This is a genomic window from Pseudomonas sp. ANT_H12B (assembly GCF_008369325.1).
Lineage (GTDB): Bacteria > Pseudomonadota > Gammaproteobacteria > Pseudomonadales > Pseudomonadaceae > Aquipseudomonas.
Genome location: NZ_VOBI01000013.1, coordinates 85,108 through 98,193 on the forward strand (window position 1 = coordinate 85,108; position 13,086 = coordinate 98,193).

The following is a 13,086-nucleotide window of genomic DNA, read 5'->3' on the forward strand; positions in this document are numbered from 1 at the left end:
CATCTAGCCGGTGACAAGCTCTCGATCAGATATCGAGAGGAGGGAGGGACTCTATGATCTTCATGGTTTCCAGACTAACCGTGACCACGCGCAGGAATAGCTCCAGCGGGTAGCGGGGGTTGTCCATGGTTTCGATGGCCCAGTCGTTAGCGTCGTTGGTGATGCCGCTGTCTTTGTGGGTGCTGACGGATTGGCGCTCGACCACCCAATCCAGTGCGGGCTTGCCGTTGACGATGTATTCGTAGGCTTGCAGCGGGATGCCAGTGATGGTGATTTTGGCGTTGTAATGCAGAGTGCTGAGGTCTTTGTCTTTGCCCTTTTTGCCATACTTCATCTTGGTTACGCGGTAGTCACTGTCGATGCTGGCGCTGCTTTGTACGTTAGCGGGGTACATTGCCACGGTTTCGTAGCCCAGGTGTAAATCGGCCAGCGCGCGACCTGCCTTGGAGTAAGCCCAGAAGTCAGCAGCGGCTTTTACCGCTGGTATGCGCGGCAACTCTTTGCTGAGATTGTCGGCGTACTTGTCGCGGAACTCCGACGAATGCAGCAGGCCATAGACGTAATAGAAGAGGTCTTCCTTGCTGATGACCTCGCCTGGATAGGCGGCGCTAAAGTGCGCCAGACCTTCCTCGGTGATAGCGTCGCGGCGGCTGGCACTTGGCTGTGCCGGGGTGTCAAACAGGCTCGGAACCGTCTTACTGGCCCTGGCTTGATCTTCAGGACTGTCGTAAAGGTAAAGCGGGAAGCATTGTTCTCCGCCATCAGGCGTGAACCCAGGAACGCGATCAGTAATGAGCGCAATCTGGCCATTTGACCATCTTGCTTTAACCATAATTATCCGATTATCCGCCCCATCTCCGGGGAAGATACGCGGCATTTGGTAGACCATTTCGTTGAAACGACGATTGAAGTAAATCCACTGCTTGGTGAAAGGGCGGTAGAGACTTGGGGCAAGGCAGTCCGCTTCAAAGGTAAAGAACCGATCTTTGGCAAGCTCTTGTTTGAGCGCCCGAGTCCAACTGATTTGTGTTGGATCGGTATTGATAAAACCTTCCAACTTAGATTCGCGGGCTTTCTTGTCCGCCCCAACATGGGCGGCGTTAAAGCGCGTTACCTCTGCATTATAAAATTCAATCATCCCGCTCATGTTGGACGCTACACCAGACTTGCTAGCGTTAAAGCACCAAGCGTCCCGTGCTGTGAGCACCCCTTGCGAGAAATTTTCAAAAACCTTCTTTGCATCCCCTTTCTTATCGCCCAGCACGATAAATTCACCAAAACTGTTATCGCGCTGGTTGACCCAGTCACCATGCTCGTCGGGGGTCACGGACTGCCAAGCATTTGCTGCGGTAATACCGGCAATACTGGCAAAAGCGCTAATCTTTTCTAGTTTCTCGGTTTGGCTTAGGTAGTCGCCAATATCGTGCCAGTAAATTTGTCCGTGTTGCCGGGCGGCTGGGTTCTTGACCAGCAGCGTAATGGCAATCGGGGCGCGGCTGCCGCTGCCGAATATCTTGCCTCCCTCTCTTCGGGAAAGCTCGCCAGATGTCCTTTGATTACCGCGTAAATGGAATACATAAATACTGGAGAACTCTTCGGCCAAGCACTGACGCAAACCGTCAGCGGTGGTAGCCTCCAAAAAACCCGCATTGGTGACGAACCCAATCACGCCACTGTCGCCAATTCGATCAGAAGCCCAACGGATAGCGCGGATATAGCTGTCGTACAGTCCCTTTGCGAGCGTGGCTTTTGACTGCGCTGCATAGGTGTCACGAATACGGCTGTCGAGCAGCGGATAGGCGACATTGGAATTGTTGTCGTTCTCGCTGGCCTGCCCAACTGAATACGGCGGGTTGCCAATGATCACTCGAATATTCAGCGCCTTCTGGCGGGTACGGCGAGCGCTGTTATCCATCAGCAGCTCACTGACTAGGTCGTCTTTTTCATAGAGCTGGAAGGTGTCGGTTAAGCAGATGCCCTCGAAGGACTGGTACCCGCCCCCTACAATGCTGTGGTAGACAGCTTCGATATTGATGGCGGCAATGTAATAGGCCAGCAATACGATTTCGTTGGCATGGATTTGGCCTTGGTATTTGCTCTGTAGCTGTTCTTTGCTAATCAGTCCACTTTGCAGCAGGCGGGTGATGAAAGTGCCGGTGCCGGTGAAGGGGTCGATGATATGCACGCCATCGCTGCCCAGAGTTTGGCCGAACTCGCTCTGTAGGATGTCGTTGACGCTGTGAATGATGAAATCCACCACTTCCACCGGGGTGTAGACAATGCCTAGGCGCTCGGTCATGCGCGGGAAGGCGTTACGGAAAAACTTGTCGTACAACTCAACAATGATTTTCTGTTTGCCTTCGGCATTGTCGATGCCGTCGGCGCGCATTTTTACGCTGTCGTAAAAGCGTTGGAGGGTGTCGGCTTCTTTGTCCAAGTGGTGCTCTTGAAGCACGTCCAGGACGTTTTGCATCGCGCAAGACATGGGGTTATTGCTGGCGAAGCTGTACCCCTCAAACAGCGCGTCAAACACTGGCTTGGTAATTAGGTGCTGGGCCAACATCTCGATTACTTCGCCGTCGCTGATGCTGTCGTTCAAGTCGTCACGCAGCTCGCCGGCAAAGCTAAAAAAGGCTTCGCGCTCACGGGTGTTGTCTTCATTCTCAATGATGCTGGTGATGCGCGTGATGTGCGTGCGGGCAATTTTAGCGATGTCCTTGGCCCAATCTTCCCAGTGGCTGCGGTTACCGCACTTCTGCACCACCTTGGCATAGATAGCGCGCTCAATTTCACCAATCTCAAACTCTAGGCCGAACTGTTGAGGCGCAGGGCCGTGATCATATTTACCGCTCTTTTCGCCGATGCCATAAGTGTCCTTGCCATTGTCTTTGCCGATGTTGCTGCGGTCGGTTTTCTTGTTGAGCTTCTCGGTAACGGCGATGATTTCCATCTTGGCCGGGTCGCTGCCGATCAGATCGAGTTTGTTGACCATAGCGTCGAAGCGGTCATCGTGTGAGCGCAAGGCCTGCAGCACTTGCCAGACGACCTTGTAGGTTTTGTTGTCGTTCAGCGCTTCATCGGGTGCCATGCCGGAAGGGATGACGACCGGCAAAATCACATAGCCACGCTTCTTGCCTTCGGCCTTGCGCATGACGCGACCAACCGATTGCACCACGTCTACCTGTGAATTGCGCGGAGTGAGGAACAGCACGGCGTCCAAGGCGGGCACGTCCACACCTTCAGACAGGCAGCGCACGTTGCTGAGGATGCGACAAGTGTTGTCGGGCACCTCGGCCTTAAGCCAGTCGAGTTCGGCCTCTTTCTGGCTGGCAGTCATGCCGCCGTCAACATGAGAAGCTTCGCAGATGAGCGTGGCGGCAGTGTCGGTGCTTTCCGGGTTGCTGGCTTTGTAAGACTCGACCACCTGATCAAACATGCTAGCGATGTTTTTGGAGCTGACCTTGTGGGTTTTGGCGAACTTTTGGTACTCGATGACCTGGCAAAAGGCCACGGCGCGGCGCATGGGATCGCCATCGTCTACGAGGTCTTCGCGGGTGTCTTGTTTACTCAGGGCCTTCCAGCAGCCGATGATTTTGGCAGCGTCCTCCAGCTTGATTTGATTGTCGTCGTCGGCCAGCAGCTTTTGCAGGCGGCTGCTGATGTGCTTTTCATCCATGGCCAGCACCAGCACTTTGTAATCGACCAGCAGCTCGGCCTTTACCGCTTCGCTGAAGGTGATGACGAACAGCTCTTTACCGTACAGGCTGCCGTCATCCATGGAGCACAGAGCAACATCATCTTTTTCAGCACTGGCCTTGGCCAATTCACCATAGATGCGCGGAGTGGCGGTCATATAGAGGCGCTTGGTGCTGCGGATGTAGTCGGCCATGTGGACTTTAACGAAGGCGCTTTCGTCATCGTCGCCAAAGGTCGCCCCGGTGGTGCGGTGGGCTTCGTCGCAGATGATCAGGTCGAAGTCAGCCAGGCCATGCTGGGTTTGGGCATCGCTGATCACAGCAATGGAGTGGTAGGTGCTGAATACCACGCTCATGTGTTGGTCATCGTGGCGCGCGAGCATCTCTGCTGCTAACTTGCGTGGCGCGGTGGTGGCCGGGTAGCGCAGTTCGTGGGCAAAGGTTTGTACGGCGTCATCGTCTTTCTTGCGCTTCTTGCCCACGTCGCTGTCAGAGCACACGGCAAAGCTATGCAACGGGGTTTCGCTCTCTTGCGTCCACTCGGTGAGTGTTTGCGACAGCAGCGACAGACTGGGCACCAAAAACAGCACGCGCTTGCCCGCACCGGCCAATTGTTCGGCAATCTTCAAACTGGTGAAAGTTTTGCCGGTGCCACAGGCCATGATCAGCTTGCCCCGGTCAGCGGTTTGCAGGCCGCTGGCAACGGATAGCAGGGCGCGCTTCTGGTGGTCACGCAGCTGCTTCTTACCCTTGAGCACTACAGCTTGATTGGGCTGATAGCGTGCCCAGTCAATCTGACTGTTTTCCAGGTCTTGACGATCAATTTTGCTCACTGGCGGCTGCTGGTTTTGAAGGGCGTCGGCGGCGTGCTCGTTCCAGTTGTTGGTGGTAGTGACGATAACGCGATGGGTGAAGGGCTTTTTGCCCGAAGCGGTAAAGAAGCTGTCGATGTCGCTTTTTTGGATGCGGTAGTTGTCTGCGAAGAATTTGCACTGGATGGCGTGGATCTCCCCCGTGCCATGGGTTTTGGCTACGAGGTCGATACCGGTGTCGCGACCGTCTAGTCCTTGCTCCTTTGACCAGTCGGAATATGTCCACACTTGCGCATACAGATCGCAATATGTCGCCTCGTTGCGCAGGTAGGTACAAATCAGCTCTTCAAAGTAGGTGCCTTTCTCGCGCTCGCTTACTGAGGCGGTGCGATAGGTGTTAAGCAGGGCGGTGAGAGCGGACATAAGAATTCCTTTTGAATACGACTGGCGCATCACGGGCACCAAATCGCAGCAGTCTATCAATTGGGGCAACTACGAACAGCCAAAAGAAAACCCCGGTAGGCCTTTCGGTCGACCAGGGTTTGTTGGCAGGGCAGTGGGCCATTAGCTTTGGCCAAATCGATTAATTTTGACCGACGTGGCGATTAACTTTACCCACCTACAGCTGGCTGGCTGGCTGGCTGGCTGGCTGGCTGGCTGGCTGGCTGGCTCAGCATGCGGTTTGTTTTAATGAATCCGCAAGCGTATCTCAATAGGCGCCCATCAGCGGTGGTTTAGGGGTCTGATGGGCGATGCTGTTTTGATTTCCATAAATTGCCTCGCATCAGATGCTTCTAAATCTCCCAGGTTTTTTGCCTCTATCAATACGAGATTTTCCGAACAATCTTTGTAGCTTCGCTACAAAATGAACTCCACGGATACCTCCCAGCCATCCCTAAAGCTCTCAGCCAAAACGAAAAACCCCGGCGCTAAGCCGGGGTAGTGACGCTTTTTGTCATGACAATAACCTGCACGAACATGACAATTAACTTGCCCGTCGACAGCTGGATCAGAAGTCCAGGTTGGAAACCGCCAGTGCGTTGCTTTCGATGAAGTCACGGCGAGGTTCGACCGCATCACCCATCAGGGTGTTGAAGATCTGGTCTGCGCCAATGGCGTCTTCGATGGTCACTTTGAGCATCCGGCGCTGGCTTGGGTCCATGGTGGTTTCCCACAGCTGATCCGGGTTCATTTCACCCAGACCTTTGTATCGCTGGATGGTATGACGCTTGGTGCTTTCAGCCATGAGCCATTCAAGCGCTTCCTTGAACTCGGTAACCGGCTTCTTGCGCTCGCCACGCTGGATGTACGCGCCGTCGTCCAGCAAGGTGCTCAGTTGAGCGCCGAGAGAGACAACTGTCTTGTAATCGTTGCTGCCGAAGAAGTCGCGGTTGAACGTGACGTAGTTCGACAGGCCGTGGGAGATCAGTTCGACCTCTGGCAGCCAGACGTTACGTTCGCGGTCTTCACGCAGGCTGGCTTTGTAGACCAGGCCGGACTTCTCGACGGTGCGCAGGCGAACTTCATACTGAGCCATCCAATCCTGCATGACTGCGTGATCGGACAGTTGCTCCAGACTTACCGCAGGCAGGTAGATGAAGTGCTCGGTCAGTTCCTGTGGGTACAGGCGCGACAAACGCTTGAGGGTCTTCATCACCAGACGGAAGTCATTCACCAAGCGCTCGAGGGCGGGTCCGGAAATACCCGGTGCTTCCTCGTTCAGGTGCAGGCTCGCATCTTCCAGGGCCGATTGCGTCATGTACTCTTCCATGGCGTCGTCGTCTTTGATGTATTGCTCTTGCTTGCCTTTCTTGACCTTGTACAGCGGTGGCTGAGCGATGTAGATGTAGCCGCGTTCGATCAGCTCCGGCAACTGACGGAAGAAGAAGGTCAGCAGCAGGGTACGGATGTGCGAACCGTCGACGTCAGCATCGGTCATGATGATGATGTTGTGGTAACGCAGCTTCGCGATGTTGTACTCGTCGCGGCCAATGCCACAGCCCAGTGCGGTGATCAACGTGCCCACTTCTTGCGAAGAGATCATCTTGTCGAAGCGCGCTTTCTCGACGTTCAGGATCTTGCCTTTCAGCGGCAGGATGGCCTGGGTCCGGCGGTTGCGCCCCTGCTTGGCGGAGCCGCCAGCAGAGTCACCTTCCACCAGGTACAGTTCGGAGAGGGCAGGGTCTTTTTCCTGGCAGTCAGCCAGTTTGCCCGGCAGGCCGGCGATGTCCAGCGCACCTTTACGACGGGTCATCTCACGGGCTTTACGCGCCGCTTCACGAGCGCGAGCCGCATCGATCATCTTGCCGACGACCAGTTTGGCTTCGTTCGGGTTTTCCAGCAGGAAGTCGGAGAAGTACTTGCCCATTTCCTGTTCGACCGCGGTCTTCACTTCGGAAGAAACCAGCTTGTCTTTGGTCTGGGAGCTGAACTTCGGATCCGGCACTTTCACCGAGATAATCGCGGTCAGGCCTTCACGGGCGTCGTCACCGGTGGTCGCGACTTTGTGCTTCTTCGCCAGACCTTCGGCTTCGATGTAGGTGTTCAGGTTACGCGTCAGCGCGGAACGGAAACCCACCAGGTGAGTACCGCCGTCGCGCTGCGGAATGTTGTTGGTGAAGCACAACAGGTTCTCGTTGAAGCTGTCGTTCCACTGCAAGGCGATTTCCACGCCGATGCCGTCTTCACGCTGGATGTTGAAATGGAACACCTGGTTGACCGGAGTCTTGTTGGTGTTCAGGTATTCAACGAACGCACGCAGGCCGCCTTCGTACTTGAACAGCTCTTCCTTGCCGCTGCGCTCATCCTTGAGGACGATACCGACACCGGAGTTAAGGAAGGACAGTTCACGAATCCGCTTGGCCAGGATGTCCCAGCTGAAATGGATGTTCTTGAAGGTCAGGTCAGACGGCTTGAAATGAATCTGAGTACCGGTGGTTTCGCTCTCGCCAACGATTTTCATCGGCTCTTTCGGAACACCGTGGATGTAAGTCTGTTCCCAGATCTTGCCGCTGCGGCGAACGGTCAGGACCAACTCTTCGGACAGGGCGTTCACAACCGACACACCTACACCGTGCAGACCGCCGGATACTTTATAGGAGTTGTCATCGAACTTACCGCCGGCGTGCAGCACGGTCATGATGACCTCGGCTGCCGAGACGCCTTCTTCTTTGTGCACGTCTACCGGGATGCCACGACCGTTGTCGCGAACGGTGATGGATTCGTCCGGGTGGATGATGATGCTGATGTCGTCGCAGTGGCCAGCGAGCGCTTCATCGATGGAGTTGTCGACTACCTCGAAGACCATGTGGTGCAGACCGCTGCCATCGTCGGTGTCACCAATGTACATACCGGGACGTTTGCGTACGGCATCCAGGCCTTTAAGCACTTTAATGCTCGTTGAGTCGTACGTATTTTCTTCGCTCAATGCCTTCACTCCCGATGGTCGTGGGTCTGGGTGATACGGCCCTGTTCCACGTGGAACAGAGCGACTGACGTTTCCGTCTGCCAGCCTTCCCTCAATAATTCGTGATCTACACAGGTGATAAACACCTGGCAGCGTAAGTCTTCCAACAAGCGGCAAAGCGCACGACGGTGGTGCTCGTCCAACTCGGACGGCAGGTCATCCACCAGATAAATACACTGGCCGCGTCGGGCCTGGCTGACCAAGTGCCCTTGGGCAATCCGCAATGCGCAGACCACTAACTTCTGCTGACCCCGAGACAAGATGTCCGCGGCGTTATGTGCGCCCAATCTAAGACGCAAATCAGCACGTTGTGGTCCGGCCTGGGTATGACCCATTTGCTGATCCCGCTGAAGGGACCCGGCGAGCACTGCACTCAGTTCGCGATCCTTGTCCCAACCTCGGTAATAGCTGAGCGTTAAGCCCTCAAGCTTTACCAGCTCGCTCAAGGTCTGTTCAAAGACTGGTTTCAAGGCTTTGATATAAGCGCGGCGGTATTCATCAATTTCAGCGCTGGCTTGGCACAGTTCCCTGTCCCAAACCGCTTGCGAAACGGCGTCAAGTGTACCATGCCGCAGCCAAGAGTTTCTCTGGCGCAGGGCCTTCTGCAAGCGCTGCCAAGTGGACATGAATCGCGGTTCCACGTGGAACACACCCCAGTCGAGAAACTGGCGGCGAATCTTCGGTGCGCCCTCCAGCAAGCGGAAGCTGTCGGGGTTGATCAGCTGAAGCGGCAGGATCTCCGCCAGTTGCGCCGCGCTGCGGGCGTTCTGCCCGTCGATGCGGATCAGGAATTCCCCTTGACGGTCCCGGGAGATGCCCAAGGCGCTATGACCACCCTCGGCCAATTCAACCTGCCCAAACACCGTGCAAGCCAATTGCTCGTACTGAATGACGGGTAATAGACGGCTGCTACGAAACGAACGGGCAAGCCCCAGCAGATGAATGGCTTCCAGAACACTGGTTTTGCCGCTGCCGTTGGCGCCGTAAAGAATGTTGATTCGGGGGGAGGGGGAGAAGGTCACCGGGTGCAGATTGCGCACCGCGGTGACCGAGACGCGACTTAAAGACATCTAGCTTCTGCTGAGCATGATTACAGACGCATCGGCATGACAACGTAAGCCGAGTCGTCGTTGTCGGACTCTTGCACCAGCGCACTGCTGTTGGAGTCGGACAGGATCAAGCGAACCTGCTCAGTGGTCATCACGCCCAGCACGTCAAGCAGATAGCTCACGTTGAAGCCAATTTCCAGGGAGCCGCCGTTGTACTCAACGCCCACTTCTTCTTCCGCTTCTTCCTGCTCCGGGTTGTTCGCCTGGATCTTCAGCTGACCATTGGCCAGTTGCAGACGGATACCGCGGTACTTCTCGTTGGACAGAATCGCGGTACGGCTGAAGGCTTCGCGCAGGGCCTGGCGGTCGCCGAGTACCAGTTTGTCGCCACCTTTAGGCAGAACACGCTCGTAGTCCGGGAATTTGCCATCGACCAGTTTTGACGTGAAGGTGAACTCGCCAGTGGTCGCACGGATGTGATGCTGACCCAGTACGATACTGACGAGGCCGTCTGGCTCGGTCAGCAGGCGCGCCAGCTCAAGGATACCCTTGCGCGGCACGATGACCTGGTGGCGATCCGGCTGACCGATATCGGCCTTCATCGAGCACATGGCCAGACGGTGACCGTCGGTGGCCACGGCGCGGATGATGCCTTCAGAAACTTCCAGCAGCATGCCGTTGAGGTAATAACGCACGTCCTGCTGGGCCATGGCGAAGCTGGTGCGTTCGATCAGACGACGCAGTTTGCTTTGCTCAAGGCTGCAAGTCAGTGAGCCAGGGCCTTCTTCCACAGTAGGGAAATCATTGGCCGGCAGGGTCGACAGGGTGAAGCGGCTACGGCCGGCCTTCACCACAAGCTTCTGCTCATCGACCTTGATGTCGATCAGCGCATCGTTCGGCAAGCTCTTGCAGATGTCCATCAGCTTGCGCGCAGGCACGGTGATGGAACCTGGATCTGCAGGCTCTTCGAGTTGTACACGACCGACCAGCTCGACTTCCAGGTCGGTACCGGTCAGCGACAGTTGCTGGCCTTCGACAACCAGCAGCACGTTGGAGAGCACCGGCAAGGTCTGTCGGCGCTCGACGACGCCTGCGACCAGTTGCAGGGGTTTCAACAGGGCTTCGCGTTGAATGGTGAAATGCATGGTCTAGTCCCTTGCCTTAATAAGCTGCGCTGGAGTTCATCAAGTGGTCAGTGTACGCAGCAGGTTCTTGTAGTCCTCGCGGATGTCCGCGTCGGATTCCTTAAGTTCGTTGATCTTGCGGCAGGCGTGCAAAACAGTCGTGTGGTCGCGGCCGCCAAACACATCGCCAATTTCCGGCAGGCTGTGGTTAGTCAACTCTTTGGACAACGCCATGGCAACCTGCCGCGGACGAGCGACCGAGCGTGAACGACGCTTGGACAGCAAGTCGGAAATTTTGATCTTGTAGTACTCGGCGACAGTGCGCTGAATGTTATCCACAGAGACCAGTTTGTCTTGCAGCGCCAACAAGTCTTTCAGGGATTCGCGAATCAACTCGATGGTGATGTCGCGGCCCATGAAGTGCGAGTGGGCAATTACGCGCTTGAGCGCACCTTCCAGCTCACGGACGTTGGAACGAATACGCTGGGCAATAAAGAACGCCGCATCGTGAGGCAGATCGACTTTGGCCTGGTCGGCCTTTTTCATCAGGATCGCTACGCGGGTTTCCAGCTCCGGCGGCTCGACGGCAACCGTCAGTCCCCAGCCAAAGCGGGATTTGAGGCGCTCTTCAAGGCCTTCGATTTCTTTCGGGTAGCGGTCACTGGTGAGAATGACCTGCTGGCCACCTTCGAGCAGGGCGTTGAAGGTGTGGAAAAACTCTTCCTGTGAACGCTCTTTGCGGGCGAAGAACTGAATGTCATCGATCAACAACGCATCCACCGAACGGTAGAAGCGCTTGAATTCGTTGATTGCGTTGAGTTGCAGTGCCTTGACCATGTCGGCCACGAAACGCTCGGAATGCAGGTACACAACCTTGGCATTCGGATTCTTCTTTAATAGGTGGTTACCCACAGCGTGCATCAAGTGGGTTTTACCCAAGCCGACACCACCATAAAGGAAGAGCGGGTTGTAACCGTGCTTGGGATTGTCCGCCACTTGCCAGGCCGCAGCCCGGGCCAGTTGGTTGGACTTGCCCTCGACGAAATTTTCGAAGGTAAAGGTGCGGTTCAGGTAGCTGGTGTGCTTGAGGGCACCTTCCACCTGCACCGTGCGCTGCTCGGCACGAATCGGGGCCTGTTGCGAACTGGCGCCGGCCATCGGGTCGAAACTGTCGCGCGATGGCTCTTCGCTGACCTCGGCGACTTTATGCGTCGCACGCTTGGTCGGCGCGGCTGCCTGAGTTGGCGCTGGCGCACTGACAGGTGCTTGAGCGGCCTGAGCCTGGGAGGCAGCGGCGGCCAACGGAGCATTCGGGGCGGCACGCGGTGCCGAACTGCGTTTGCTGCCTATTAATAAGGAAAGCGCCGGCGCCATGCCATTGCCATGCTCATCCAGCAGTTCAAGGACGCGGCCCAGATACTTTTCGTTGACCCAGTCGAGAACAAAACGATTCGGTGCGTAAACACGCAACTCGTCGCCTTCGGCTTCGACCTGTAGTGGACGGATCCAAGTGTTGAATTGTTGGGCAGGCAGCTCATCGCGCAAAAGCTCCACGCACTGCTGCCAAAGTTCCACTGACACGGATATCCCCTAAGTTGAAAGCCGGTGAGGCAAAAACAAGCGGCCATTGTAGCGACCAGACGCCGACTTATCCACACGAAGGTTGTTCACCTCTCAAGAAGAATCAAAGCGTTATACGAAAAAAAGACGACCAATGGTCTGTGCATAAGCTCTGTGGATAACCGGGTCTAAGGTCGTTGCACAAGTGGGGGAGAAACCCAGTGGATAACTGACCTGTGGATAAGTAGCCCTTTCACACACAGCTTATCCGACAGTGCAGCACAGGCTGCCCCCCGTTTTCCACGGTAGTTGTCATTCTCTGTACAGCACGGGTTTAAAGGGCTAAAGGTAGTTATCCACAGATGATCGTGCCCCTAGCTTTTATAAGCTTTACAGAAAAGCTTTAAATAATTCCCTTCTTTATATCTATATCTAGCGAAGACCTGCGTACGAGCAAAACGGCTGGAGATCTATTTATGAGGAAACGCTGGTTGGAAATTGACCTAGAGGCTTGCTTTCTCTAGAATCCCCGGTCTCTTAAAACGGGGGCCATTCCGGCCCGTTGTGGACGAACCAGGTAACACGACAATGAAACGTACTTTCCAACCAAGCACTATCAAACGCGCTCGTACCCACGGTTTCCGTGCTCGCATGGCTACCAAAAACGGTCGTGCCGTCCTGTCGCGTCGTCGCGCCAAAGGTCGTGCGCGTCTGGCAGTTTGATAATCCGGCACTGGAGGTGAGTCAGGACTTCAGTCGGGAGAAGCGTTTGCTTACCCCCCGGCATTTCAAGGCAGTCTTTGACTCCCCTACCGGCAAGGTTCCGGGGAAAAATCTCCTGCTCCTTGCGCGCAATAACGATCTCGATCACCCCCGTCTCGGGTTGGTTATCGGGAAAAAGAGCGTAAAGCTCTCCGTCGAGCGCAATCGCCTCAAACGTCTGATGCGCGAATCGTTCCGTCTGCACCAGGATTCACTGGTCGGTTGGGACATCGTTATCGTCGCGCGCAAAGGTTTGGGTGACGTAGAAAACCCCGAATTGATTCAGCATTTCGGCAAACTCTGGAAGCGTCTGGCACGCAGCACGCCGGTACCAGCAGTCAAAACCGAAACTGTAGGGGTAGACAGTCCAGATGCGTAAACTGGCACTCGTTCCGATCCAGTTTTATCGCTATGCCATTAGTCCCCTGATGGCCAGTCACTGTCGTTTCTACCCCAGTTGTTCCTGCTACGCGTATGAAGCCATAGAAAATCATGGCCTTCTGCGCGGTGGCTGGCTGGCCTTTCGTCGTTTAGGTCGCTGTCATCCGTGGAATCCCGGTGGTTATGACCCGGTTCCATCTATCCCTACCTCCCGTTCTTCTTCGATGGCCGAGTAAT

8 protein-coding genes are annotated in these 13,086 nt (G+C 55.6%); 3 read left to right on the plus strand and 5 right to left on the minus strand.

Annotation, left to right across the window (positions count from 1 at the left end; translation table 11 throughout):
- Nucleotides 1–25: 25 nt before the first annotated feature.
- The 5 genes from FQ185_RS20110 to dnaA all read right to left on the minus strand — a co-directional run bounded on the left by FQ185_RS20110 (nt 26) and on the right by dnaA (nt 11,727).
- Nucleotides 26–4,930 (minus strand): type ISP restriction/modification enzyme, encoded by a 4,905-nt coding sequence (locus FQ185_RS20110; protein ID WP_149418951.1) that lies wholly within the window; start codon nt 4,928–4,930, stop codon nt 26–28.
- Between the two features lie 586 nt (nt 4,931–5,516).
- Nucleotides 5,517–7,934: a DNA topoisomerase (ATP-hydrolyzing) subunit B gene (gyrB, locus tag FQ185_RS20115; RefSeq protein ID WP_149418952.1), complete on the minus strand. Its 2,418-nt coding sequence runs from the start codon at nt 7,932–7,934 to the stop codon at nt 5,517–5,519.
- Nucleotides 7,935–7,939: 5 nt separating this feature from the next.
- Entirely contained in the window at nt 7,940–9,043 is a 1,104-nt protein-coding gene (gene recF, locus FQ185_RS20120; RefSeq protein ID WP_149418953.1) for a DNA replication/repair protein RecF, read from the minus strand.
- 20 nt (nt 9,044–9,063) lie between these two features.
- Nucleotides 9,064–10,167 carry a DNA polymerase III subunit beta gene (dnaN, locus tag FQ185_RS20125; RefSeq protein WP_149418954.1) on the minus strand — a complete coding sequence of 368 codons (1,104 nt, stop codon included), beginning with the start codon at nt 10,165–10,167 and terminating at the stop codon, nt 9,064–9,066.
- Between the two features lie 39 nt (nt 10,168–10,206).
- Nucleotides 10,207–11,727, minus strand: a complete 1,521-nt coding sequence (dnaA, locus tag FQ185_RS20130) for a chromosomal replication initiator protein DnaA (RefSeq protein WP_149418955.1) — start codon at nt 11,725–11,727, stop codon at nt 10,207–10,209.
- Nucleotides 11,728–12,294: 567 nt separating this feature from the next.
- Here dnaA and rpmH point away from each other — a divergent pair.
- The 3 genes from rpmH to yidD are packed head-to-tail and all read left to right on the plus strand — an operon-like array spanning nt 12,295 to nt 13,085.
- Nucleotides 12,295–12,429: a 50S ribosomal protein L34 gene (gene rpmH / locus FQ185_RS20135; protein WP_003213577.1), complete on the plus strand. Its 135-nt coding sequence runs from the start codon at nt 12,295–12,297 to the stop codon at nt 12,427–12,429.
- A gap of 16 nt (nt 12,430–12,445) precedes the next feature.
- Nucleotides 12,446–12,847 (plus strand): ribonuclease P protein component, encoded by a 402-nt coding sequence (gene rnpA, locus FQ185_RS20140; RefSeq protein ID WP_027926203.1) that lies wholly within the window; start codon nt 12,446–12,448, stop codon nt 12,845–12,847.
- Complete coding sequence (gene yidD / locus FQ185_RS20145; RefSeq protein ID WP_074872215.1) at nt 12,840–13,085, plus strand: membrane protein insertion efficiency factor YidD; 246 nt, start codon at nt 12,840–12,842, stop codon at nt 13,083–13,085. Before rnpA ends, yidD begins: the two co-directional genes overlap by 8 nt.
- Nucleotide 13,086 lies beyond the last annotated feature (1 nt).

Bases quoted from the DNA above. Each gene is read 5' to 3' on its own strand.
- dnaN (WP_149418954.1), bottom strand. From the start codon at position 10,167: ATGCATTTCACCATTCAACGCGAAGCCCTGTTGAAACCCCTGCAACTG.
- FQ185_RS20110 (WP_149418951.1), bottom strand. From the start codon at position 4,930: ATGTCCGCTCTCACCGCCCTGCTTAACACCTATCGCACCGCCTCAGTA.
- recF (WP_149418953.1), bottom strand. From the start codon at position 9,043: ATGTCTTTAAGTCGCGTCTCGGTCACCGCGGTGCGCAATCTGCACCCG.
- yidD (WP_074872215.1), top strand. From the start codon at position 12,840: ATGCGTAAACTGGCACTCGTTCCGATCCAGTTTTATCGCTATGCCATT.
- rpmH (WP_003213577.1), top strand. From the start codon at position 12,295: ATGAAACGTACTTTCCAACCAAGCACTATCAAACGCGCTCGTACCCAC.